This window comes from Tenacibaculum profundi (assembly GCF_057162725.1).
Window position 1 is genome coordinate 1,113,164 of record NZ_CM169894.1, and the last position, 25,684, is coordinate 1,138,847.

At 26.5% G+C, this 25,684-nt stretch carries 19 protein-coding genes; 2 read left to right on the top strand and 17 right to left on the bottom strand.

What is annotated here, in order from left to right; translation table 11 throughout:
• Nucleotides 1-262: 262 nt before the first annotated feature.
• From AC2GW8_RS04480 to AC2GW8_RS04495, 4 genes are all read right to left on the bottom strand, one after another.
• Nucleotides 263-955, bottom strand: coding sequence for a VOC family protein (locus AC2GW8_RS04480; RefSeq protein WP_440881593.1), 693 nt, complete (start codon nucleotides 953-955; stop codon nucleotides 263-265).
• A 757-nt stretch (nucleotides 956-1,712) separates the two neighbouring features.
• Nucleotides 1,713-2,204 (bottom strand): TlpA family protein disulfide reductase, encoded by a 492-nt coding sequence (locus tag AC2GW8_RS04485; protein ID WP_440881594.1) that lies wholly within the window; start codon nucleotides 2,202-2,204, stop codon nucleotides 1,713-1,715.
• A gap of 1,158 nt (nucleotides 2,205-3,362) precedes the next feature.
• Nucleotides 3,363-4,103 carry a GDSL-type esterase/lipase family protein gene (locus tag AC2GW8_RS04490; protein WP_440881595.1) on the bottom strand — a complete coding sequence of 247 codons (741 nt, stop codon included), beginning with the start codon at nucleotides 4,101-4,103 and terminating at the stop codon, nucleotides 3,363-3,365.
• Between the two features lie 225 nt (nucleotides 4,104-4,328).
• A complete protein-coding gene (locus tag AC2GW8_RS04495; protein ID WP_440881596.1) occupies nucleotides 4,329-5,552 on the bottom strand; it encodes an NADH:flavin oxidoreductase/NADH oxidase family protein in 1,224 nt (407 codons plus the stop codon).
• Nucleotides 5,553-6,361: 809 nt separating this feature from the next.
• On the opposite strand from AC2GW8_RS04495, the gene AC2GW8_RS15305 reads away from it, so the two are divergent.
• Both AC2GW8_RS15305 and AC2GW8_RS04510 read left to right on the top strand, forming a co-directional pair.
• Nucleotides 6,362-6,679 (top strand): hypothetical protein, encoded by a 318-nt coding sequence (locus AC2GW8_RS15305; protein ID WP_527252138.1) that lies wholly within the window; start codon nucleotides 6,362-6,364, stop codon nucleotides 6,677-6,679.
• Nucleotides 6,666-7,184, top strand: a complete 519-nt coding sequence (locus AC2GW8_RS04510) for a hypothetical protein (RefSeq protein WP_440881598.1) — start codon at nucleotides 6,666-6,668, stop codon at nucleotides 7,182-7,184. The genes AC2GW8_RS15305 and AC2GW8_RS04510 overlap by 14 nt, the downstream gene beginning before the upstream one ends.
• 1,541 nt (nucleotides 7,185-8,725) lie before the next feature.
• Here the strand turns inward: AC2GW8_RS04510 and AC2GW8_RS04515 are convergent.
• The 13 genes from AC2GW8_RS04515 to AC2GW8_RS04575 all read right to left on the bottom strand — a co-directional run bounded on the left by AC2GW8_RS04515 (nucleotide 8,726) and on the right by AC2GW8_RS04575 (nucleotide 24,879).
• Nucleotides 8,726-9,139, bottom strand: coding sequence for a DUF3293 domain-containing protein (locus AC2GW8_RS04515; RefSeq protein ID WP_440881599.1), 414 nt, complete (start codon nucleotides 9,137-9,139; stop codon nucleotides 8,726-8,728).
• On the bottom strand, nucleotides 9,136-9,993 hold the full coding sequence (locus tag AC2GW8_RS04520; RefSeq protein WP_440881600.1) for a hypothetical protein: 858 nt from the start codon (nucleotides 9,991-9,993) through the stop codon (nucleotides 9,136-9,138). Before AC2GW8_RS04520 ends, AC2GW8_RS04515 begins: the two co-directional genes overlap by 4 nt.
• 2 nt (nucleotides 9,994-9,995) lie before the next feature.
• A complete protein-coding gene (locus tag AC2GW8_RS04525; RefSeq protein ID WP_440881601.1) occupies nucleotides 9,996-11,054 on the bottom strand; it encodes an NAD-binding protein in 1,059 nt (352 codons plus the stop codon).
• A gap of 1,616 nt (nucleotides 11,055-12,670) precedes the next feature.
• A complete protein-coding gene (locus AC2GW8_RS04530) occupies nucleotides 12,671-13,525 on the bottom strand; it encodes a hypothetical protein (protein ID WP_440881602.1) in 855 nt (284 codons plus the stop codon).
• A 253-nt stretch (nucleotides 13,526-13,778) separates the two neighbouring features.
• Complete coding sequence (locus AC2GW8_RS04535) at nucleotides 13,779-13,982, bottom strand: cupin domain-containing protein (RefSeq protein WP_440882183.1); 204 nt, start codon at nucleotides 13,980-13,982, stop codon at nucleotides 13,779-13,781.
• Between the two features lie 692 nt (nucleotides 13,983-14,674).
• Nucleotides 14,675-15,355 (bottom strand): ABC transporter ATP-binding protein, encoded by a 681-nt coding sequence (locus tag AC2GW8_RS04540; RefSeq protein WP_440881603.1) that lies wholly within the window; start codon nucleotides 15,353-15,355, stop codon nucleotides 14,675-14,677.
• Nucleotides 15,339-16,268, bottom strand: coding sequence for an ABC transporter permease (locus tag AC2GW8_RS04545; protein ID WP_440881604.1), 930 nt, complete (start codon nucleotides 16,266-16,268; stop codon nucleotides 15,339-15,341). Before AC2GW8_RS04545 ends, AC2GW8_RS04540 begins: the two co-directional genes overlap by 17 nt.
• 400 nt (nucleotides 16,269-16,668) lie before the next feature.
• Nucleotides 16,669-17,247 carry a DJ-1/PfpI family protein gene (locus tag AC2GW8_RS04550; RefSeq protein ID WP_440881605.1) on the bottom strand — a complete coding sequence of 193 codons (579 nt, stop codon included), beginning with the start codon at nucleotides 17,245-17,247 and terminating at the stop codon, nucleotides 16,669-16,671.
• 88 nt (nucleotides 17,248-17,335) lie between these two features.
• Nucleotides 17,336-18,298 carry a GlxA family transcriptional regulator gene (locus tag AC2GW8_RS04555; RefSeq protein WP_440881606.1) on the bottom strand — a complete coding sequence of 321 codons (963 nt, stop codon included), beginning with the start codon at nucleotides 18,296-18,298 and terminating at the stop codon, nucleotides 17,336-17,338.
• Nucleotides 18,299-18,450: 152 nt separating this feature from the next.
• Nucleotides 18,451-20,010, bottom strand: coding sequence for a BCCT family transporter (locus AC2GW8_RS04560; RefSeq protein WP_440881607.1), 1,560 nt, complete (start codon nucleotides 20,008-20,010; stop codon nucleotides 18,451-18,453).
• A gap of 12 nt (nucleotides 20,011-20,022) precedes the next feature.
• The gene (locus AC2GW8_RS04565) at nucleotides 20,023-21,198 is read right to left on the bottom strand and encodes a putative porin (protein WP_440881608.1); all 1,176 of its coding nucleotides are present in this window, start codon (nucleotides 21,196-21,198) and stop codon (nucleotides 20,023-20,025) included.
• A 437-nt stretch (nucleotides 21,199-21,635) separates the two neighbouring features.
• Nucleotides 21,636-23,012, bottom strand: a complete 1,377-nt coding sequence (locus AC2GW8_RS04570) for a sensor histidine kinase (RefSeq protein ID WP_440881609.1) — start codon at nucleotides 23,010-23,012, stop codon at nucleotides 21,636-21,638.
• A 1,138-nt stretch (nucleotides 23,013-24,150) separates the two neighbouring features.
• Nucleotides 24,151-24,879, bottom strand: a complete 729-nt coding sequence (locus tag AC2GW8_RS04575; RefSeq protein ID WP_440881610.1) for a DUF6090 family protein — start codon at nucleotides 24,877-24,879, stop codon at nucleotides 24,151-24,153.
• Between the last annotated feature and the right edge of the window lie 805 nt (nucleotides 24,880-25,684).

Consider the following 25,684-nt stretch of genomic DNA (forward strand, 5'->3'; position numbering starts at 1 on the left):
TTATATTTTATGATTACACTTATCTGAAAAATTTTAAATTTATTTTGAAAATAACAATCATGTTACTTTTAAAGAAAACTTATTTGATTCCTTTCGTATCGCTTTTTTTGAAGCTATAAAATCCATAACAAGAATAAACTGTATTATTATTACTAAGGCATTTCTAAACTCCAAACTGACACATTTTAAAAAAGATTAAATTTATTTCTTTTAAAACCTATTTTTCGTTAGCTATTAATAAAAAAAATAATCTGATAAGGTTTTAATATCCACCACATGCTGTGACAGTTACATCCTCATTTATGAATTTTAACTCATAATTATATCCTTTCTCTATAAATCTTATTTCAAAAGTAGCAGAATAAGCTTTATCTCCAGTTGGAAACCAACTTTTAACTTTTTTATTAATGCTAATAAACAATCCGTTTTCATCGCCTATAGCACAAAACTTTTCAAAGTCGCCATCAAATTTTTTCATCCCTGTAGTTCTATGAATTTTTCTGAAAATTTTTTCAATACTGTTAACAGGTATTCCTATTTCTGAAATTTCTAGCAATGAATCAGCACTAAATTTTGTTTTGCTTTTATTTTTTATATTTTTTCTAGCTATAAATTCAATAATATTATTATCTAAATCATAAAAATAAATAGCCTTAGCATTCCAAGATCTAAAATCTTGAATTTCATTAAGTCCTACTTTAAGAATTTCTACTCGCTCTTTTAGCCACTTCAGAGCTTCGTGCTCTCTATTACAAGGTATATTTATTGCTAGGTGATAAGGATGAGAAATATCACTCTTAACCATTTGAATTCTTGAATTTCCAATCTGAAAAGTAGTATAATTTTCAGAGTAATCAATAACCTTTAGTCCAATTATTTTTGAATAAAATTTAAATTGACCTTCTAGATTCTTAGTGTATATTTTTAATTCTCTTATTTGCACCTTACCTTTCACTTAATTCCATTTTCAAATAGACATTTTAACCTTCCCACAAGACCACCAACACCACCAAAAAATGAATTACAACACATTAAACATCTAATCTCACAAATTCACTATATTGGATTTAATAATATAATTATTTTAACTAAGTAATCTGTTTCCATAACAAACTTAACTTTACTATGAGATAGTTCATTATTTCAATAAATTCATACTATTTAAACTAATACTGAATATGTAATTTAAATTAGACTTTTTTTAAGAATGCGCTATTTTAACCTATAAATTTTCTATTCTGCCCAAACAAAATAAATTCGTAATAAGTTTAATTATTTTTTCATTAATTTATTTTTCTTGAACTTAGAATTGTTTTTTTTATTCTTAAATAACTTATGTGTTCTATTTAAATTCTTAATTTACTAAAAATCTATATATTTTTGAATCAAACGAAAATTATAATTCGTTTTAATTTTTTTAGGGGATAAAGACTGCCGCACTAGGCAGTCTTTTATTTTGTCTCTATTTAATATTATATATTGTTATTAGAACAATTTTATTTTAATCCTCTTATCGATTTAAAATTAAAGCTAATTTCTCTAGTGGGTTTCAATTAATGAGATAAAAAACAAATTATTCAATTATAAAATTCTTTTTTATATAGGTAATCAGAATAAATGAAAAATATAATATGAAGAAGTCAAAACTTTGTAGTTTTAAACATAAAAAATTAACTCAAAAAATATTTTAAGTTAATAATAACAAACTCTTTTTATTTAATTTCTTCAATTATTTTTTTTAAAGTTTCACGATTTAAACTACTCGTATATTTAGTAATCAATTCTCCTTTAGCATTATAAAAATAAGTTATTGGCCTTGCATTAATACCATATTCAGATAAATTTTCAGTGCTTCTCAAATAGTTAAAACTATAAGAAGTCGATTTTGAAAAATTATTGATTTTTGTAGAAGACTCATCTGAAATCATTACAAAATTTACATCATCATCTAACTCTTTCTTTACCTCTTCAAAGTGTTGAAATTCTTTAACACATGGAATGCACCAAGTAGCCCAATAATTTACTACTAGAGGTTTTCCAAGATACTCATATAATTCAACCTTAGTTCCACTTAAATCTGTAACTTTAACTTTGTTTAAAGCAATATCTGGTTGAACACCAAACTTTAAATAAATAACTACAACTGTAAGCGCAAAGAGCAATCCACCCAATATAAATCCTATCCAAAATGATTTTTTATTCATAATTTATTTTATTGAAAAGTTACCAAAAATTACGAATATCAAAACCGTAAACATAAAGAAGCACATAAAACCAGCTAGTAGTCCAATCGTAAAACTTATTTTTTTATTCATTTTATTATTGTTTTTATTTTTTTAGTTTCTATATAGACGATTCGTTAAATTAAATGTAACAATGTTAATTGAAATTTTATTAAAAAATTACCTAGAAAATTTTATCAATGGATTCTATTTACAAGATTTTATAATATAAAGCATTTTTTAAATTAATTTATCTTAGTTGAAAATACATTTTTGCTTCATACTAATATTCTGATAAAAATTAATGTAGCGAACAATTTGATATTATAAACTTATAAAACTCTTTCAAATTATAATTTTTATGCTAGTACATTTCACAAAAACTTTTCTTTAACTACAAAAAACAATATTATGTAAAAAGAAACCCGCTCTAAAATAGAGCGGGAAAATTGCTATGAAAAAGAACTCAAGACGTCTCTTGAGTATTACTAAATTATAATATTTTTTTGATAAAAAATAAATTTAAAACAAAAAAAGATATCATCGTCTTTAAAAAGACAGAATATTTAAAATCAGTATTTTAAAAATATTTTTTGCAAATTTCACGTTAACTTATAGGCGATAACTATACTAAATTATTAGTGTAATTATTTAATTTTGTCTTTTAGTCTTATTTAGAATCAAAGTTATTTCTTTCCTCTGTAATTTTCAATCCTTTTAGAAAATTCTTAAATAAATTATTCTTGTCGGGAAAATATACTTTTAAATAAAACTTAAGTAGACAACAGTGTCTAACAAACAGTCATAAAAAAATAAAAAAGTTAACTGTTTTTAAAATATCAAATAAACTTTTCTACTCATAACCTTAATTTTGATAATTCTAGCGTTACTTTATCGTCTATTCATCGATTGATATCAACAACTTATCAAATATTATGAATCTCATATAATAATTAAAGTAATTTTAAATAGTTTCATGTTTAGTTAGTTATTTAATAAAAAGAGAAGAAGTACTCTAAAAAGGTTACTTCTTCTTTTTTATTCCTCCTATTTATAATTAATTTTCTTTGTGTAGGTTACATTAAACACAATCTTTTAAAATTTTCAAATAAAAACCTCAGCTATTATTTTCATCACCTATCAATCTAAAACATTCTTTAACACATTATAGTACCTCGAAGCAATAAATTCTGCTCCTAATAAATTGTAATGAACATCATCAGCCAAGAGGCTATCGTCAAAACCTGTAAACATATCAACTGCTATTACTTTTGATGTAAGTGTAGTTTGATTAATAGCCATATTTAAAACCTCTTGCCGCATATTATTAATAAAACTTGTTAGTTCTGGTGTCATTATATCTGAACTACCCGGTGACATTTGCTCAATAATAATTATAACATTTGTATTATTTTCTTGAAGAATGTCAATAATAGCGTTAATATTTAAAACTGCTTTTTCAAAAGATAATCCATTCAGTCCATCATTCCCTCCTGGCGAGCTAAAAAGAACAATATCTGGAGATCCTGTTTGATTTAACCAATCATTTAATCCCTCCAATATTTGACCTGAAGTCCATCCTCCTCTTCCTTCATGGTCTTTATCAAAACTATCTGAATTAAATAATGGGTATGACGCTTCATCAGATTGTGTTCCAATAAAATCGAAAAACCAACCATTTTCTTTCAAATCTTTCCAAAGTTCATAACGATAACTTTCATATTGAGGCCTTGCTCCCTCAACTCTTGAGGCTCCTAAATTAAGAATTTTATAATTTGAATTATTTTCTAACTTGGGCACTATTTCGTCATCGCTACTACACGTATTTAAAGTGAGTAATGCTGTTGCTAGTATTAAAGTTCTTAAGGCTGATTTTATCATAATTTTGATTTTCAATTATAGATAGTATTATCACTATCTAGATCTTCTTTTAAAGAATAACAAAAATTACAATCTAATTTTAAAAAAAACAAACAGCTGAAAGATAATTACTTAACACAAATATAAAATATTTATTTTACTATTATTTCAATAATAGATTTAGACCACCTCTTTAGTGATTAGAAATTTATGTTTCAACATCAAAATTTCAGTATAAATGAAGAATTATTTTTTGAAAACTTCTATTATCTTTTTATCTACTATCAACCATAAATATTTAAAAAACACCAACCATCCATTTAATTCCGGATTCGTTTTATTTCCGTTCCCTATTCGTTTTAGTTGCTCCTCATACCATATTATATTCATCATTCCATCAATTGCTTTTACCCCTGTTCTTTTTATTCTTGTTTGAAACTCGTTACGCTTTCCTTTTAATATATCATTTGCCATATTAGGAAAAACAGCAAAGGGCCTAGCAACCCCTATAACATCTAACTTATTTGACCCAACGGCATCTTGCATTACTAAAGCAGTACGGAACCCTCCCGTTAGCATTAAAGGGGTATCTGTTATTTTCCTTACTTTCTCTATATATTTCATAAAATACGCTTCTCGCTCTTTTGTGCTCGTTTTCTGTTTTCCCATCATCATTGGTGACTCATAGGTTCCTCCTGATACTTCTATTAAATCAATTCCCTCATTTGAAAGGATTTTCACAACTTCCATTGACTCTTCTTCTGAAAAACCACCTTTTTGAAAATCTGAAGAATTTAATTTTATTCCAATTGGAAATTTATCTCCTACATAAGCTCTTATTTTGCGATAAACTTCAACAACAAATCGTGTTCTATTTGCTAAACTCCCCCCCCATTTATCTTTTCTTATATTTGTTTTGGGTGATAAAAATTGACTAATTAAATATCCGTGTGCTCCATGAATCTGAACACCTGAAAATCCTGCTTCTTTTAATATTAACGATGTATTTGCAAAGGCATCAATTACAGTTAAAATTTCACTTTCTGTTAATGCTTCAGGTATTTTTGAGGACACATTTTTTCTTCCGCTCATTTTTAGCGGTACTGCAGATGGCGCTTTCAATTTTTTATTAATTTCTTTCATAGCTTGGCGACCTGGATGGTTTATCTGAGCCCATAAATGTGTTTCAGTGCCTTTTACCGAATTCGCCCATTGGGTAAGGATTTTCATATTTTTTCTATCCTGTACAACTACATTCCTAGGCTCTCCAATAGCATCTGAAGTAATCATAATATTTCCTGTAATAAGTAATCCGGCTCCTCCTTGTGCCCATTTTTTATATAAGTTTATTAAGACAGGAGTCGGCTCATGATATCTATTGGATAAATTTTCACTCATAGCAGATTTCGCTATTCTGTTATGTAAAACTACTCCATTTGGCAACATCAAATTCTCTTCTAATTCATTCATAAAATATTTATTAAAAATTTAAAATGAAACGAAGTTTATGAAATTATATTTAAAATATATAAGCTTTTTTTGTTTCGTGTTGCTTAGTTTTTCTTTAATTTATTTATTGAATTCTATCACAAATAGATAGTTGAAGATATTTTTTTATAGGCAAATTATATCTGAATATAAAAAAGCTCTCATAAACTTGACTTTTGAGAGCTTTTTTTATAAAATAATTAGTTTGGTTAGTTACATTGTTTAATTTCTTAAAGCATAACTTGCTCCTTTTCCAAATTCACCTAAAATTAGTAGTAAGCGTCCCAAAAATAACTTCACTTTTTTTATTAATAATTTCCCCATAATAATAAAATTTAATTTTTTTTACTTTTTTTGCTTGATTAAACAACATTATAAAACTACTCTATAAAAATCATTTTCTTTAAGGGATAACCGACAACTATGTAGTGTTTTTCCGCGTTTTAATAAAACATACGCTCCTCAACACAAATGACAATATATTATTTGCCACGACTTAAACTCTGAGCTATTTTTCTTATTTTAAAGATGATTTTTATAACCAAATTTTAATAAAAATGGAACTAAAAAACAAGTTAGAATAACTCTATGAAAGAGTTGAAAAATTAAAAGTGAGTATAACCACTGAAGAAGCTACCAAAAATGCTTTTATCATGCCCTTTCTTCAAATATTAGGCTATGATGTTTTTAATCCCACAGAAGTACTTCCTTAGTATACAACAGATATTGGAACTAAAAAAGGAGAAAAAGTTGATTATGCTATTTTAAAAAATGAAACACCTGTAATCATTATTGAATGTAAACACTGGAAAGAAAATCTAAACTCGCACAACTCACAACTTCATAGGTATTTTAATGTTTCCAAAGCCCGTTTTGGTATCCTTACAAATGGTATTACCTATAACTTCTTTACTGATTTGGAATCGCAAAATATAATGGATGAAAAACCTTTTTTAACTTTAAACTTAGAAAACATAAAAGAGTCCACTGCAAAAGAATTAGAGAAGTTTTCAAAATCAGCATTTGATATTTCTAGTATTGTTGATTCCGCAGAAGCATTAAAATACATAAGGGCAATAAGAACAGAATTTGAAAATGAAATCAGATGAACTTATAAAACTCTTAGTAAATAGGTTCTATAATAAGCCCATTACAGCTAGTAGACTTGAAATGTTTAAAGATTATGGTAAAAAAGCAATATCATCGTCAATAAACGATGTGGTAAATGCTAAACTAAAATCAGCTTTAAATATTAATGAAGAGAAAGCCAAAGAAGAAGAAATTATAGATAATGATCTTCCTAAAATAATTACGACAGAGGAAGAAATTGAAGGTTTTCAAATAATAAAGGCGATATTAAGGGAAAAAATAGATGGCCAAAGAATATCCTATAGAGATACCCAATCATATTTTGGAATTCTTTTAGATAACAATAATAGGAAACCAATATGTAGACTTTACTTAAACAATAGTAAAAAATATTTAGAACTTTTCAATAATGGAAAAAATAACAGTAAGAAATACAGCATAGAGACTCTTGATGATATTTTCCATTATAGAAATGAACTATTCTCTACATTAAAAAAATATCTAGATAAATTAGAGACCGTGTAAACCTCTATTATAACATTCAAAAGCCCTTCTTACTTTACATAAAACGATAAAACTAAAGTATTTTATAAAATCAAATTACTTTAAATTTTCACATTTTTTTAAAATTAAATTTCAAAGTGTTGGTTAAAATAATGATTAATTAAAAAAGTTCTCAAAATGTTGGACTTCGAGAACTTTTTTATAAAATAATAGTTTGGTTAGTTTACTTTTTTAGTGTCTTAAAGCATAACTCGCTCCTTTACCAAATTCGCCTAGAATTAATAGTAAGCGCCCCAAAAATAACTTCGTTTTTTTTATTAATAATTTCCCCATAATAATAAAATTAAAATTTCTTTTATTTTTTGTGCTTAAAAAAACAACAATATAAAAGTACTTCTTAAAAACAATTAATTTAAAGGGATAACCGACAAGATTTTAGTGTTTTTCCGCTTTTGAAAAACGGGTTAGAATATTTTTTTCAAGCCATCTAATTTTTTAACAGAGACACATCCGATTTAAAAGCTTTTAACCTTTCATTGGTTACTAACTAAAAAGTTGTTTTCAAATTGAAAACTATTTTATTCTTTTCGTTTAGTTTACTCTTTTTAGACATATTCTTTTGTTTTTAAACACATAATCTAATCAAAAATACGACATGTACTCTTTTCGACTAATATAAGATATACATTTGCTATATGATTAATCCAATTTAGAATATTAATGATTGATTTTAAATAATTAATACTTTTTGTCTAAGGCTATCAGAGCTAAACAATCCCCAAAACAATTCCTTTCCCTAAACATGTTCTGGTAGCTTTTATCAATTTTAAAAAACTAAAAAACAACACTTTAATTAATACGTCACTAATACTACACAATATATTTTTTAACTATAAGATTATACATTTGCTACATAAAGTTGTTAAAAGCTATCAGATTTATCATCGAAATACTAATACACCCCTTGCGATGCTCTGATGGCTTTTTTCTATTGTGAATTGATTGTAATTGACTTATGATGATTTTAAGCTCTAAGAACTTTAATAAATATGCTATATTGTTATAGTTTTATTGATTTAAAAAATATTCTTACCTGAACGCTATTTATCAAATCTTTTCACTACTCTCTCTTATTTTGTTCGTTATCGATTTGAAAGATTCAATGGACTATCTTTTATTTATCCTTGCATAAAAAAATATTTTGAAATATCTCCCGAAGAACTCTCAAAATATTTTTCAATACATTTTTTTAAGTTTTTTTTATTCAAACACTACTTTAAAAATGATAACAAAACACAAATGAATTATTATCATGTAATGATCAACTTTTTTTCCGACTAATAAACACGTGTTAGAACAACTTCATATTAATTCTAACCATATTAAGGGGGTAAAGACTGTCTAATTAGACAGTCTTTTTTAATTCCTTACAATAATTTACAAACAAAAAAATGTGTCAATTTCATATTTTAATGAAATTGCTATTATTATTTCATTTGATATTAGATAAAACGTTTGCTATTTTAAATCGTTATCTAAAACAATAAAACCTTTAATTATTTTCAAACAAGCCAAATCAATTTTTGTAGATTGTCGGAATCACCAAAGACAATTGCGTTCTGATTAAATTGAATTCCTATTTTTTTAGCATTACTTAACGTAATATTATGAATAAAAAAACTTTCCTCAGCACTCCAATTATCATTAGCCGGAACCCCTTTTCCTAAATTAAAATTATAGCCTTCTTTAAGAATTATTTTTTGAAGTTGGGAGTTTAATAATTCGTTTTCAAATTTAGAAAGCTCATTCGAAAAAGGATTAAAAGCAGTTATAAAAGCCCAAGATTTAATGTTACACTTCTTACACCAAATATTAAATTCGTGATTTAGGGTATCCAATCGTAATTTATATGTATCCTTTTTTCCTACTATCTGATAGGTAGTTTCCATATAGGCTTTTTGTAAAAACTCATTCATACTTTATGAATTAAAACACTTTCTACTGGGTCCCAAACCTTTATATAATTAGCTAAAACTTTATCTTCTTTTTTGAAAACCTCAATTCCCGAAATATAACTTGGAAGAAGATTCATTTTTTGCTCTGCAAAGGGTCGCTCAGGCGGAGGAATATAATTTGAATCTCTTTTTGTAAACAACTGATTATTTTTGTCTCTTAAATGTTTTCCAAAATTCACCCAACAATTTTGTCCGCGAGTTTCCATTGATAAAGCTGCTGCGGCAAGAGGCGAAAACATCTTCAAATGGCTAAACCAAGCCTTATCTTCTCCAACAGGACCAAAACCATATCCGTCCATGGCGTGTCCAAAAATATCATGTACTATCCTAAAAACATCATTAATAACCAACTCATAACCATTTATTGTTAAACCGGTCTTATTTAACATTACATTATCTTTTATTTCAACCTCTCCTCCAAAACCTGCTTTTGTTTTAAAAAAATATATATGATGATTATGAATATCAAGTAACATATCAAAACTACTTGCATAAGGCTCTCCCTCTCCCTCATATGGCTCAAATTCTATTTTTTCATTTTTTATAAGATAATTAAACTGATTCATAACTTCTTTTGCTAATTGTTTATATGCAGCTTTTACTAAATGACTATTTGGTTTATGCTCTAAAACATCGTAAACATCAGCAATCATAATACCTAATGTACCTGTCATTTTATCTCTATACCTGAAAGGATAAGAGCCAACACCAAAATTATTTTTATAATTTGAAGCTATCTTAGTTAAGATTGGACAACTACCTCCGTACAAAACTTTTAGTGTACATTTTTTAATTAACTTTTGTAATTTTTCCATTCTTAAATATCTAAACTTTCATTAAACAAGAATTCCCAATCGATAACAACTTCTTCAGAAATAAAACTAGGAAAAGGGTGGAGTCCTGCTTTCAGATTTGAATACATAAGTAAATCAACCCCCTGATTGTGAGCATAAAAAACAGGGTCTAAATACCTCATTAGCGTAGGTTTTTCAACAAAGAAATTAATTGGTCTTTTTTCACACATAACCTCTTTTGAATCAAACTTATATCCAAACTCATCTTCACCTCCCATATTCGCAAGGTATTTTGATTGAAAAGCTTTTTTATCGTAATTATCACTTATTGAATTTTTAACTCCTGTAGCTGTCACCACGGCAAACATAGTTTTTGCTAATGCCTCAATTTTAACTTTATCATTAAATAGATAAGCTTCAAAACCAGCTAATTTAGCCTTTTGTACATTTATTAAGCTCTTATCAATAACAACTATTTTTTTTGTCTTTTTTTCTAAATAGTGAACTATCCCTTTTCCTACTTTTCCATATCCAAAAACCATGAAACTTTTATCAGATATATCTTCATGGGTTAATTTTTCGAAAGCTCTTACAAAGGCTTCTCCTGTTCCTAAAACACCTTCTAAGCTCTTAATTTTGCTTTTGTCTACCGATATAATTGGATATTCATTTTTACTTGAACCATATTTGTTTGAACCTGTACCTGTAATTTCAACAGCTCCTATTCTAGGAGGACAGCGAAAGATTAACTCTGCCGCGCAATCTAAATGGACATCAAAAATCTCTTCACTATTAATATCATGTAATTGTTTCCATGTTCCTCCTGCATCAACAAACTGATTGATTAAATTTTTATCTACCTCCATGAAACTGGGAGAAGTTATTGTTAGGTCTGCCCCTCCCTCGTATAATATACCTAATTTTACAATTGTTTCTTTTGTGAAGGGAATATTATGTAAGATTTTCAACCCTTTATAAGGCTTTGCTACTTTTACTCTTTTTAGCTGTCGATTTAGAAATGGCATATCAGTAACTTTATAATTACTTTTGATACTCTCTATAAATTTAAGGATACTATTCATTACATATTTTTATTTTTGTTATTCTAATTATCTTTGTCTATATTTTGTTTCTAGCTTACTTTCTTAGTATGTATTTAACACTTTCAAAACTTTTTTAACACTTCAAAAGCATACTATACTTCAGTAAACCTCGATAATAAAAGTTAGTTTCTTCTTTATTTTCAAACATTATAATCTATACAACAATAACAAATAACTATCGAAAACACACAATACATCATAAAATCTTATATAAATTTGTAGTGGGATTTAATTAATAAATATTATGGGGAAAAAAACAATCGAAGGGATTCAAAGACTTTTTAGACATTTCTTACTTACGTTAGCAGAATTTGGTAAGGCAGCCAGTTATGCAATAAATAAGTAGTATGTTTGAAATAATTTTGAAGAAGCCTCCAGTTTTAAAGTAAAATTGGAGGCTTTATTTTCTTATTTAATACGCTTTAAAAATTATCAGAAACTCAGTATTTTTTTGTATTATTAAAAGTTCTACTAAAGTTAAATTATAAACATTTCATATATCAAAACTGCCCAGAAATTTCTTTCCGAGCAGAATCAGTAAGTTTGCAAAATGAATTTATGTAACCTGTTATTTAATTGCCTAATATAAACTTACCTTCTTAAATTATTTCTTTTTTAGTTATAGTTTTTAGCAGATACCTATCTAGTTTTTTAGTCTTTGCAAACTCCACATTTCATGCTACGATTTAATTAGATTTTCTATAAAACTAGTCTAATATTTCAATTAGATTTTTAAATTGTTTTTCAACTACCTACTCAAATTAAGTTATAACCAATAACAAACATAGTTTTTAGTTCATAGTATTTTAAATAAGTTACCTAATAACAAATTTATAATAGTAATATTTAATAAAAGTATACTTATTACATATTACACAAACTCAACATCAAAACACTCAATAATGGACACTTAAAAAAACTAAATAAATTCAGTTTTTGAAAAATTGATTTTCAACTATTTAATAAAAATAGTATACTAATTTCAGCACCCTTAAAAACTACTTTTAATTTTGTCTAATAAAAATTGGAACCTAGCAATAATAAATTCTTTAAATAAGTCATTCTTTCTGAACTTAAAACAAATGCTAGTGCTCTACAGAAAATACGCTATTATAATTTTTACTAAAATAAGAATCTAATACAAGGTATAACTAAGTAATTATACTATTTGACATACACAGTATAACAAGGGCTTTTCTATTATCTTACTAATGGTTGATCTATATTCTTTTCAGTATAATCCCCTATTTTACTATTCATTTTATTTATTAATCTTTACCATGTCGTTTTGAGGTACTAATGTATTAACTAAACATCACAACTTCATACTTTTCAATCTTCGAAAGTTATTACGAAGCTGTCTCCTAGCGACTTTAGTTACATAGCTAACAATTATTCTAAATTAATTAAAAAGGCGATTAAATTTTAGAAGGGTTTTTATTCGTATTTTAAACTGAAAGGAGTTTTTTAACTCCTTTCTTTTTTATTAATCGTTATTCAAATCATATTACTTAAGTTTAAACTCTTATAATGAGGTAACAGCTTAAGCTTACTTACTACTAGTTAAATATAAATATGTAAATTAAAAAATAAGTTTAATCGATATTATTAATATTCAGTTTCGAATAAAAGTAGATATTATTCATGAGACCGTCCTTAAATTCAACTGTCTCATTTTTAAAAATCACTGTTGAATCGTTAACCCACTTGGCAACGCTAGGTCCCCAACCTACGGGTTCATAAAAACCTATTTCCTTTAAATTTCCATTATTATTTTTAAAAAGTTGGAAACCATTTCTACTATAGCCAGCTTCAATGTCCACGCTTACAGATATTAGATAATTTCCCTTATTAGAAAAATAAGGTCTACCAAATAAATTCAGCTCTTTCCCGTCATTTTCATTTATTAATTTATAACCATTACCTTCTCCCCATTGTGTACGAATAGCATAAAATCCATATTTCTCAAAGTAATATTCGAATATATTTAATTGATAGACGTCAACGTTTGAAGAAATTAACTTCCATCCTCCATTTTTTATTTTTAAATGCAACCCTAAAGAATCCCTTTTGGCATAATCTTCATTCAGTTTTAAAAGATATTTTTCTATCTCTAATTCTTTTTCATAATCATTATCATTAATAGCAATTAATGAGTCCAAGAACTTTGATTCAAAATAGTGATCGGGTATATAAAGTGAATCTGTATTTTTCAAACTAACTAATAGAGAATCTTTAAAATACAAAAGTGTATCTAAACTTTTTGGATCAAATAATTTTTCATTTTTAACTATTTCTTCTTCTTTTACTTTTTCAACCTGCCTACTTTTTTTATGGACTACTTCTTGTTTTGAGGAAGAATCAATTTCAATTTTAAAAGTATTTTTTCTGGTTTCCTGTTTACATCCTAGATTGATTAGACATGATAAAATCAATAATGCGTTTTTCATTTTTTGGTAACTAAATAACAATTAACCCTTCTACCTTCAAAGGTAGTATTTATTTAACCACGCAGGCCTAATGAGTTAGTTAATTTTATAAACAATTTGATTGACCTAGCACGCTCTGATCCTACTTAAATTTATGATTTGTAAAAAATCTAAAATTTAATTTTAAAATTTTAAGGCAATCGCACAAATTTCTTAGTATTTATTTAACAAACGAAACTCCATATTTAGCTACTAAAGTAGCTTTTTTGTTTCTTTAAATTATTTTTTTTGATGCTATTGAAATTTCATTAAAAAAATTTTCAAATCCTCCTGGAGTAATAGTACTAATGGTAATATCAGGCAGCGTATCAGTGTTAGTAAAATTATATGTAATTCCTTTAGGTAATTTGATAAAGTCCCCTTGCTTCACATCTATTTTTTTACTCCCAAAATTAAAAGTATAGTTACCTTTTAATATATAAAAAGTTCATCTTCGTTTTTATGGACATATAAAGGAGGTACTTGATTTGGAGGTTTTTCAGAAATAATTACTTAAAAATTTTTCAACAATTTTCATCCTAAAATATTCCATTTTTTTCTTCATCAGCTTTTATATGTAATAACTTATCAGAAGCTGACTTATTTTTTATAAGTTTCTGTTTTTACTTTATGTTGACAACAAAAATATAATGTAATTAATACTAAAAAATTATCTGTTATTAATTTAATAATCAAGCTTTCATAATACTTAAGATTCTGTTTTATTCATTAAGTATCTTGTGGGTATTTTCTATTCCTTACTTGAAAATATTTTTATTTTTTTAAGGTTTTTACTTTTTTAAGTTGTACCACTTCCTTCTTATAGCAAAGAATAAGTAATGTCAAATACTAGATCTTATAATGGTTAAACCTCACAGTTTTTTAAGTAGTATCCTCTATTTTTTATTGTGTTTTTTTTATATAATTTTGATTAAATAATTTAGGGATACTGCGTATTAACCAAACTTTCTTAACTATTTATCTCTAATAAGATCTGGTGAGAAAATAATACGCAGTTTTATTATTAAACTACTTTTTATCAAAAACTTAAATTAAAAACTCAAAAATATCATCCTAATGTATTCTATAGCAAAAACCTAAAACAACCGCTATTATTATCACTCAATATTATCATTCCAAACCTATTTTTTGTATTCTTGATCCAATAGTAAATTCTTTCATTTCTTTTTGTAACCCTTCAAAATCTTTTCGGTTTACCTTCTTTACTACCTGTCCTTTTTTTAGTAAAAAAATTTCATCACAAGTTTCTGATAATGTTGAAAATATATGAGATGAAATTATTACTATCTTATTTAAATTCTTTAGCTCATTAATCAACTCAATTATTATAATATTACTTTGAATATCAACACCATTAAATGGTTCGTCAAGAATAAATACTTTATTTTTCTGTAAAAGAATTGCAGTTAATGCTAATTTCTTTTTCATCCCTGTCGAATAATTTGAAGCATATTCATTTAATGGTAAGTCAAAAATATTCTTATCTTCAATTTTTTCAATTTTAATATTTCTAGCGTTGGTAAGTAATCGAATATATTCTTCCCCTGTTATTTTAGAAAAAAAGAACGGATCTGTTAATAAAAACCCTACATGATCCTTTAATTTTTTTATATCCGATGAAATACTTCCTTTATAACTTTCTAAACCAGCAATACAATTAAAAAGCGTAGTTTTACCTGCACCATTTTCTCCAACAACTCCATAGACTTTTCCTTTTTTAAATTTCATATTAACGGAATCGATAACTACTTTATTACCATATTTTTTAGATAATTTATGTATTTGTATCATTTAAAATTAAATTTAATTTTTTAATTGATTGAAAGTAAAAGTAAGGTATTATGACTAGTAACGTTGGAGGAAACTTAAGACTAAGTAATATCAAAAATAATTGTGGTAAATGCATTTTATTGGGGTAAACCGAGTATTTTGCTAAAACTACTGTTATCAAATAGACGAAAGAGAGACACCAAAAACCTATTATAATTAAAATATTTTCAAAAAAAAACAAAACTATAATCAAAACAACAGGCATGCTTAGTAAGGCAAAAAATAAAATACTTGTTTTAATTTTGTAGACTAGAAATTCTTTCGGGTCTAGATTAAAACTCCAGACGAAATAATCTTTTTCGGGATTAAAATAATAGGTTAAACAAACACATGCTACTGAAATAATTGAAAATATTCCAAGATTGAAATTTTCCACTGAAACCGACATATAAGTTAAAAAATAAGTACCCAATAAAATGAGGAATGTTTTCCTAAAACCTATTGTAAATTCAAAAGGCTTATTTCCAAAAGGTGTTGGCATTATAAAATTAGTATTGATAGCAAAACTATAAAAAGCTAAAAATACAGCTATAGCAATTAAAACTAAGCCATGAATAAAAAAACCTTTGTAAATTAAAAAAACTAAAAAAGGAAAGCTTAAAATAAAATTTTCTAAAACTCTGATTCTATAGTAATTATATGAATTGAAAATCAGTTTTAAAAAATCATTTCGCTTACCTTCTCCCTGCGCGAATACATAAATAGTTGCTAAAAAAAGATACAAATAGCTCCCCCCCCTATCTAAAGCAATAATATATTGTGATAAATAATAAAAGCCTATCAATAAAATTGAGTATGCCATTATAACTGACATACCAAATTCAGTTATTTTTCTATTAAGCATTTTGTATTGCAAAACAAAATAATCTTTCATTTTCAATATATTTAAAACATATAATATTTTAAAATTCAATACTACAGTTTATTAAAAAAAATAAAGCATGCAATTTAAGTTGCTATACATTTCTCTTATTTGTCGTTATTTTATCATAAATGTAACTTAGATTTAGCTAAAATTTAAAAAGAAGTATATTTAGAATAGAATAAAATCTTAAAGTAGTTGATAAAAAATCATATGAGAGCTCTAAAGAATAATCTATTTCTTACTTAGAAATGAAATTTATATCAGAGATACTTGTACTTAAGAGCCTTTTTCTATTTTACACAAACCTATTTCAAAAAAAGAAGCTTAGATAAGCTTCTTCAGTTATTTTTTAACCTATATAACTATATTAGGCAAACTTTCATTATTTTTCATGACGAAATTACCACTATTAAATTGTAAATCTCATAAGCTTTTTAATCTTATCAACGTTTTTATTAGACGTCAATATTTCCAATAATTTAAATGCAACATCCAATCCTGTAGCTGGACCAGTAGATGTAATAATATTTCTATCAACTACAATTTGTTTGTCCTGAATGATTACTCCAAAACTGACAAGCTGCTTTCTTCTTACTCCATTACTTAAATCATATGTAGTTGCTTTTCTTCCTTTTAACACCCCCGATTTACCAATCGGCAAGGCTCCAACACAAATACTTGCGATAACTTTTTTTTCTCTATCAAATTCTCTAATCAAATTAAGAAATCTTTCATCATAAGCATCATCATAGAACCCTGCATCTTCAAAACCACCAGGTATAGCTATCGCATCAAAATCTTTAACATCAACATTATCAAAATCTAATTCTGGCCTAACCTTTAAGTTCCAAGTACACTTAATTTCAGATTTTAATGCTGTTGTAACCATTTCAACAGGCTCATTTCCTAATACTCTACTCCAACCAATTACATCTGTAAAAACTGCTGCTTCATACTCTTCAAAGCCTTGGGCAAGCAATAGTAACACTTTTTTATTTTTCATGTCATGTTATTTAATTATTGACACCAAAGATATTTTGGTTATACATAAGTAAAAAGGACAATCAATAATCGTTTTAGGACATTCTTTTTTTAATTTTAGAAGGCAAAGAATCGTAATACTTTTCAACAATAACTCTAAGCTGCTTGGATGTTTTATAACCACATAAATTAGCTATATAGTCAATTTTATAGTCGGAGTTACTTAACAAACTTTTCGCTTTTTCAACTCTCAACTTTGTCCTATATTCAGCTATCGTTACACCTGTTTGTTTCTTAAAGGTGCGAGTTAAGTTACGGGGACTAATATGCACTAATTCTGATAAAGATTGAATTGTTGATGATTTCTCTAAATTATGGATAATCCAATCTTGAACAATATGGATTTTTTCATCTTGATGGCTTCTATTCTGTAAATATACACTATCCTGTTCATCTTTAGAATGCCGTCTTTTATAAACTACCAAATCTTTTGCTATCTTATTTGCAATCATTTTACCATGCCTTTCTTCAATTAAAAATAATGCTAAATCAATACCTGTAATTACTCCTGCACTGGTGTAAATATTATCTGATTTGTTAAATAATATACCGTTTTGCAATTTTAAAAGCGGAAAGTAAGTTTGTAGCTTTTCGATAAAATTCCAATGAGTAGTGCACTCCTTTTCATTTAGTAGTCCCGCCTTTGCTAAAAGATAAGCTCCATTACAAATACTACAAATAGTTGTTTTTTTACAATTGGCTTTATTTATCCATTCAAAAAAAGCTTGATCTTCAAAACTATCAAACATTTGAAATGTGTTTGAACCTGATATAAAAATAATATCATTTTCTGATGGATTAGTTTCTCTAAAATCTTTTAATGAAGAGATTGTTAACCCAGAAGAACTTTCCACAACTAACTGGCTACCGACAAAATTAAAATGATAACCAAAGCCCAGTCTTTTCGCTTCTTCAAATACTTGTAAAACACCACTAACATCAAGAATTGTTACTTTTTGGGGAATATAAAAATAAACTGTTACTCCTGTTTGCTCCATATTTCATTTTGCTTTTAATCATTTACTACAAGTAGATATTAACAATATCTCTATCGTTTAAAATAAAGATAACTTAGTTATGTAACTAACTTTATTTTTATTTAAAGTATCAAAAACAAAAAAAAGTAATTTCTATTTTAGAAACACGAAATTCAATTTTTATTTTTTTTTTCTTGTTCTTCTTTATATTCAGTAAGAGACCTATAAAAACTAAAACACATGACAATAATTATTATGGCAAAAGGAACACCTGTAAGTATTGAAGCTGTCTGTAAAGCTGTTAATCCTCCCCCTATTAACAAAATCGAAGCTATCAGTCCTTCAATCGTAGCCCAAAATATTTTTTGCCCCTTTGGAGCATCGTGTCTTCCTCCTGAAGTTAACATATCAACTACAAATGATCCAGAATCCGATGAAGTTACAAAAAAACTCGCTACAAGAATAACCGTTACTACAGAAGCAAATTTGGTATAAGGATATTGCTCTAACAAATAATATATTGCAGTTGCTACGTTGTTATTGACCGCTTCTGTTATGGTTGAGTTTCCAATTAATTCTTGATATATAGCACTTCCTCCAAATACAGAAAGCCATAAAAAAGTCAATAATGTTGGTACTAAAAGAACTCCTAAAATAAATTCTTTAATAGTTCTTCCTTTAGAAATTCTTGCTATAAATATGCCTACAAATGGAGACCATGAAATCCACCAAGCCCAATAAAATACTGTCCATGAATTTTGCCAATTTTTTTCTTTACCAACGCCATTGTAGGAATTTGTCCAAAAACTTAACTCAAAAAACTCATAAATATAATGACCTATGTTCTGAACAAATGTTTTTAATAGAAATAATGTTGGCCCAACAAATAGAACGAGTAGTAGTAAAAATATTGCAAGACGCATATTCCATTCACTTAATAACCGAATTCCTTTATCGATTCCCAAAATTAGAGACAATGTTGCAAAAAGAGTTATTACTACGATTAAAATTACCTGTACTGTGACACTATTTTCAATACTAAATAGATATTCCAAACCTGCATTAATCTGTTGTACACCTAATCCAAGTGATGTCGCTAAACCAAATAAAGTAGCTATGACTGATATGATATCGATTATATCTCCTATTGGTCCATGAATTTTTTCGCCAAATAAAGGGTAAAAAATAGACCTTATAGTTAATGGTAATTTTTTGTTAAACGTAAAAAAAGCTAATGCAACACCTACAACTGCATAAAGCGCCCAAGCATGAACTCCCCAATGCAAAAAAGTAACCCCCATTGCTTGTTTGGCTGCTGCTACCTTATTCCCTGAATCATCAAGAAAAGGATTACTTTTAAAGTGAAAAATTGGTTCAGCTACACTCCAGAATAATAAGCCTATTCCCATTCCTGCACTAAACAACATGGAAAACCATCCCATTTTACTAAATTCTGGTTTGGCTTGATCTCCTCCAATTCGAATGTTTCCAAACCTCCCAAAACCTAAAAAAAGAGAAAAGATTAACAACCCATTTACTAATAAGATAAAGAACCACCCTACGTTATTTGCTACAAAATTTTGAGTATCAGAAAACCATTTTTCCATAGGTTTACCAACAATTAGCGTAGTTATCACCAGAGTTAAAACAATAAGTAATGAAACTATAAAAACAGGTCCATTTGCTTTAATTCCAAAGAATGTTTTTTCATCACTTCTTATTTGTTGATTCATAATTTATATTTTTTAAAAATAGTATCCAATATTAATATTAAAACGTGTTTCCCATTTAGCATTTATTGACCCGTCAGCTAGTGCATTTGTCCATACTGGTCCTAGCCATGGTTGATTTTTTCCAGAGGCAACATCTATATATGTATATACATTTCCTGAATTAATTAGTACCCCTAAAACATTCATCATAGAATCATTAAAATTTTTCACAGCTTTATCAATATATCCAAAATCATTATAAATTTGAATACTAGAAATCATTTTTCTCTTAATTGGTATTACATAACCTACTCCAAAAGTATATGTAGTAGCCTTCGAGGCTACTAAATAAGGGGCTCCGTAAGCAGTCATAGCAATAATATTATCTGGCTCTTTTTTAAGATTTTCTGTATTATATTCATAGAATGAAACCTGCGCTTTAGCATCAAATTGAGCTATATTCAATTCGTAATGTGCAGCCATGGCTAAATGATTCCCATTTTTCTCTGTATCTAAATTATAAAGCCCTCCATATTGTGCTGAGACTCCTAGTTTATGTTTTGCTTTAGATGCTTCTATTAAATAATTTATTTTAACGTTAAATTGATTAATTTCTTTATTTCTAATATCTAAAGAACCATTCCCGTCTAAATCAATGGAAGCTACATCATAAGAGTACCTACTATTCGAAATATCAGAATTGTTACCAAACCTTAACTCCTCCGAATTTTTAAAAAAAGCCAAAGCATATTCCCAATTACCATTTTTATGAGTGTATTTGATTCCCATATCATGATCATCTTCCAATCCTACATAATAATTGATTCCGAAAAACCAGTTATGTGAATTATATTGTGTTATACCAAATGGAACCTGTGTTAAACCTATTTGTAAATTAGTGTTTTTACTAAAATCATAACCTATCCAACCTTGTTTAAGCATCCCTCCTCCAAAATCTTCAGAATAAAAACGATACTCAACATTTAATTTTAAATCTTTATAATCTGCTTTAGTATTAATTCTAAACATATCGAAACCAAAATCACCTCCTCTTTTTTTTTGCCCTGCTTTCCAAGAGGAAAAATTATAATTGAACCGAAGTGCCCCCCCTATGGAAATTTTTGGTTTTTCTGGTTTTTTGCTTTGTGAATGCATATTAGACGTGACCCCAATTGCCAATAAGTAAAGTGCTTTTTGATAAAATTTCATGTTTATTTATTTTATAGTAGATCTAATACCCTCTTTAGAACAAAGAGCGAAAGCATAATCAAAAATTACAAGCAAATGCCTATATTTTTGTTAATTAAAGTTCAAAAATTATGCCTCTATCTGGATTTCTTAACTATGACGCAGGGGGAATAAATTTGTCCGACTGATTTCGGAAAACGAGGAAGTTAAAACTAAATATTCGTTTATTTTTTTTGTCTTTAAGTTTTTTGATCATATTCTCTGTAAAGTTAATCATTTATATTAACCCTAAAAAATTTTCAGTTATTTTTTGTTATGTACGATTGAATAACTTTGTTCTCAATAATCATTAAAACCATAGCCTTAACACTTGTATATTTTTATTTTAAATAACCTAAAATATACAAAGAAACATTTATCTTCTACGAACTAAACTAATTGTATTCAAAATAAAAATATTAAACCATAGCTTGTACTTCACTAAATACATATGGAATATCAATACTCAAACTTGTTCCTTCCTTCACTTTTGAAATAATTTCAATAAAACCATTTAAACGCTTAGCCCTAGATTTAATACTATCAATTCCTTTTGAAATTTCTAATTTAGATATATCAAAACCAACGCCATCATCTTTTATTTCAATCCTTACACTTTTATTATTTTTCTTTATCGTAATAAGAACCTTTTTAGCCAAAGCGTGTTTTATAATATTTTGTATAGCTTCTTGTATAATTCTATACACATTAACTAAATCAACTTCTCTATAATTTTTCCAACTAATACTTTTATCGATATCAAGTTTGTAATCGAATGTTATTGAGAAATTTTCCTCTATAAATAAACGATCAATTATTCTTTCAAAATCAATTTCGTCTTCTTCTAAGTTTAAGCTTAATTTATCTGGCAATTCTCTAATCTCTTTTTCTACTTGATGTAACTTATTAAGAAAATCTTGATATCGCTCTCTTCTCTGATTTACAGTAAAACCTCTTAAATTAGGCGTCATACAATTACAAAATAGTTCGCTTAAAATACCATTCTGTAGCTCATTTGAAATTCGTTTACGTTCTTTAGCTCCCTCTTCTTTTTGTTTAATCAATAGTTCTTTCTCTAATTTTTTTATTGTATTTTTTTCTTCTTTTGAAGGCTTCTCTAATTCCTTTTTGGCTATCATCTTTTTAAATGTCCAGCAGTAAGTATAGTGAAGAGCTACAAGTAATAGAGGAAATCCTATAATTATGAAAATTACACTGATTGTGGTTACTTTTGTTAAAAGACTAATAAAAATTGAAATATAAAATAATGACATTAAAATAATTAAACTATGAATAAACTGCTCTTTGTTCTTATTCGTTTTTTTTTTTCTTGCTATTATTAAATTATAAACTCCATAAATAAAAAAAAATATAACATAGCAAATTGTCATATAAGTTAATTTATGATTTGATTCTAATCCAGATAGGTCTTGCTTTTTATTATCTTCTTTAGAGATCATAGGAGTCGATTCTATTCTTAGATTGAAATTTAACTGCTCTGATAAGCCTTTATAAAGTTTTACTAAAATTGATGAATTAAGTATATATTCCAAATTCATCATATGACTCTTATCATATGCTTCTGATAATATAATTCTTGAGGTATCTTTTTTTGCTCCGTGCAATGATAAGTTATAAACTTGACTAGTAAACAAAATAATTATGGTTAAAGAGAATAATAAAAATAAATTACGTTTTTGTATTTCTATATTTACTCTCTTCGTTACTAAATTATAAGGTAATTCTATTTTTAATTTGTTAAGTTTTTTGTCTTTTTCTTCAATGTAGTTTTCCATTTTTTAGAATATTGTTTGGTTTAGTAGGAGTCATAATACATGAGCTAAGCTTAATCTTTAAAAAAATAAAAGATTTTTTTTCTGAAGAAGTTCATTCATGCTTTCTAATATAATACTTTTACAAGTATTATTTATACTAAATAAGCTTGTTCTATTGTGATATTTTTATATTATTTAGTTTTTTCAGATCTTCTTAACAAGACAACGCTAAATTAACTTCACCTTTTTACAACCTTCTTTTATATCCTATATGCTAAAAGAAGACTACAATAATACAACTCATAAAATTTTCAATTAAGATTAAAAAAAAGAAAGTTTTAATCTAATTATCAGACTATTTAACTATATTTGTTTAGAAGCTACGATCCTATTTTTAAGGATAATTAGTGTTTTATATTGTTTTAAATTCTCTGCGTATTAACCGAACTTCTAACTACATCAAGAATTAAATTAATGCGCAGTTTTTAATAAAATCAACCTCTGAAATTCTTTGATTATTTTTTTCGAATATCTTTCTCAAAATTTATAATTAATACCATCATTTTATAATATCATAAAAATTAGGTTTTCTTGAAGAATACTAATTGAATTCATAAAAAAAGTAATCAAAAATAATTATTTATTAATATACAAACATCACCCAAAAAAAAACAACGCATTAACAATCAATACATTATACTCATCTTTAAAAATAATACATCCATCAAAAAAATAATATTTTAATTAAATCTTGGTGTATATTTAAAAAGTTTTCATTGTTAAATTAATTTAATTAGTTTTAGAGAGGAGAAATAATCGTTAATTATTTCTCCTCTTGAATTTTAAACATTATCTGTTTATTATTAGAAAAAGAAATATACTTATTTCTTTACTTTGATGTGCCACTTCAAACATATATATCATTAAATAAATACATGAATTCTAAAAAAATATATTTTTTAAAAAATAAAGCACTGATTTTCAAAACTTTTTGTATATTTAAATAACTTTTAGTGTTCTACTGCGTATTAACCAAACTTATAACTATACCCCCCCAAAGTGTTGATGCGCAGTTTTTACCCAATTTATCTTTTATTTATATTTTTTATATTTTTTTAAAAAAAATATTCTTTGATTATATTGAGTTTCATTGTAATTATTATATGTTTCTGGATCTTATTTCAAGATTTAATAAATTCATTAGTTTTTGTATTTCGTCACACAAGTCATATCTGTAATTAATAATTTTATTTGTTAACTCTAATTTAGCAGCTAAAACATTTCTTATTTTTTGATCTGAAAGTATTGTCTGATAGTTATTTTTAATTTCATTGCTTATATTAAATTGAGGATCTTGTGAATGTAATAACCTAACAAAATTAACATTGTTTATAGCTATCTTATCTACACGAAGCTGTTGTACCGTTAAACGGTCTTCAATAAAAAATTTTAAACTATTTATATTTAACTCAAGAGCTGTAAAACTTCTACGAATTCCCCCATTCTTAATAATTCCTAATTTCCCTGTATTTTTAACATCTGAATAAGAATTAATTACAGGTACACGTGCTTCAAAATTCCATAATAGTTCATAAAATATTGAATCGTTAATAAACTTATTAAAATCTGTTTGAAATCCATATTCTGTTTTTCCCAAAGCTAAAAACAATGACCTTTTTAGCTTTTCTTCTTGCAATGCAAAATTTTCCGACTGCTTTTTGGCACTTTTCAAATCCTCAAAAAGATTTTTTAAAATATTAATTTCTTCTATATCAACTTTTCTATCTTCATTCCAATTATTAATTTGAAGAGCAATTAAAATCCCTATGACTACCATTACAACTTCTTTTACTAAGTATTGAAGTAACTTAAAAAAATTAAACCCCATAATTAAATAATCTTGTTAAATTTATAGGTCGAAACTTTTTGATATTATTATTAACACGCATCACAAAGATAATGGCGACTTTTGTACCCATGATTTTAATTTATAATTGATTTAATTTGTTCCGTTTAAGTTATTAAAGATTAACGTACGAATAATTTAACACCAAATGTATTGTTTATTTCTTTAACTGTTTAATCTTACCTATTTTTTATCCTTCTTTATTAATTGTTATGCTTTTTACTATTAATTTCAATCCCACTAAATTATGTCCGCACTAGAAGTTATTTAAGAAATATTATAGTAATGATAGATGTGAAGATAAGCCTTTAACATTATTATTGTTTGAACAATTTATTAAGCTTTTTTTAATATAAGAGAACAATCGTTCATTACTTCTTATAGCAACATCCTACCTAATAAATGTTTACTCTTTTTTTCATTTACATTGCTTAATTATTTCGTTTATATTTTTTATATTTGATACTCTATTTTGTTTTACTGCGTATTAACCAAACTTTTCATAATACTGTTTTCTTTTAAAAACGTTAGTGCGCAGTTTTACCCCAATTAGGAATTGAAAAAAATTAATACATTCAACACTATCCAAACGTAGTAGATTTCTTCAGATATACCAATAATTCATATAAAATAGGCTTACAACTTAATTTGTGCGCTATTCTCTTTATGGGTATTATAAAATCAAAAAAAAGATACTAAAGAAATAATTTAATACATATAAAGTTTTAGTTGTTAAAAAGGTAAATTTATACCTGGAATAGGATACTTTTTCATCAATTTGGTTTTA

Excerpts from the sequence above, each read along its gene's own strand:
- AC2GW8_RS04490 (WP_440881595.1), bottom strand. The coding sequence starts at position 4,103 with ATGATAAAATCAGCCTTAAGAACTTTAATACTAGCAACAGCATTACTC.
- AC2GW8_RS04560 (WP_440881607.1), bottom strand. The coding sequence starts at position 20,010 with ATGAATCAACAAATAAGAAGTGATGAAAAAACATTCTTTGGAATTAAA.
- AC2GW8_RS04510 (WP_440881598.1), top strand. The coding sequence starts at position 6,666 with ATGAAATCAGATGAACTTATAAAACTCTTAGTAAATAGGTTCTATAAT.
- AC2GW8_RS04495 (WP_440881596.1), bottom strand. The coding sequence starts at position 5,552 with ATGAATGAATTAGAAGAGAATTTGATGTTGCCAAATGGAGTAGTTTTA.
- AC2GW8_RS04530 (WP_440881602.1), bottom strand. The coding sequence starts at position 13,525 with ATGAAAAACGCATTATTGATTTTATCATGTCTAATCAATCTAGGATGT.
- AC2GW8_RS04545 (WP_440881604.1), bottom strand. The coding sequence starts at position 16,268 with ATGAAAGATTATTTTGTTTTGCAATACAAAATGCTTAATAGAAAAATA.
- AC2GW8_RS04485 (WP_440881594.1), bottom strand. The coding sequence starts at position 2,204 with ATGAATAAAAAATCATTTTGGATAGGATTTATATTGGGTGGATTGCTC.
- AC2GW8_RS04565 (WP_440881608.1), bottom strand. The coding sequence starts at position 21,198 with ATGAAATTTTATCAAAAAGCACTTTACTTATTGGCAATTGGGGTCACG.
- AC2GW8_RS04525 (WP_440881601.1), bottom strand. The coding sequence starts at position 11,054 with ATGAATAGTATCCTTAAATTTATAGAGAGTATCAAAAGTAATTATAAA.
- AC2GW8_RS04555 (WP_440881606.1), bottom strand. The coding sequence starts at position 18,298 with ATGGAGCAAACAGGAGTAACAGTTTATTTTTATATTCCCCAAAAAGTA.
- AC2GW8_RS04540 (WP_440881603.1), bottom strand. The coding sequence starts at position 15,355 with ATGATACAAATACATAAATTATCTAAAAAATATGGTAATAAAGTAGTT.
- AC2GW8_RS04570 (WP_440881609.1), bottom strand. The coding sequence starts at position 23,012 with ATGGAAAACTACATTGAAGAAAAAGACAAAAAACTTAACAAATTAAAA.
- AC2GW8_RS04575 (WP_440881610.1), bottom strand. The coding sequence starts at position 24,879 with ATGGGGTTTAATTTTTTTAAGTTACTTCAATACTTAGTAAAAGAAGTT.
- AC2GW8_RS04520 (WP_440881600.1), bottom strand. The coding sequence starts at position 9,993 with ATGGAAAAATTACAAAAGTTAATTAAAAAATGTACACTAAAAGTTTTG.
- AC2GW8_RS04515 (WP_440881599.1), bottom strand. The coding sequence starts at position 9,139 with ATGAATGAGTTTTTACAAAAAGCCTATATGGAAACTACCTATCAGATA.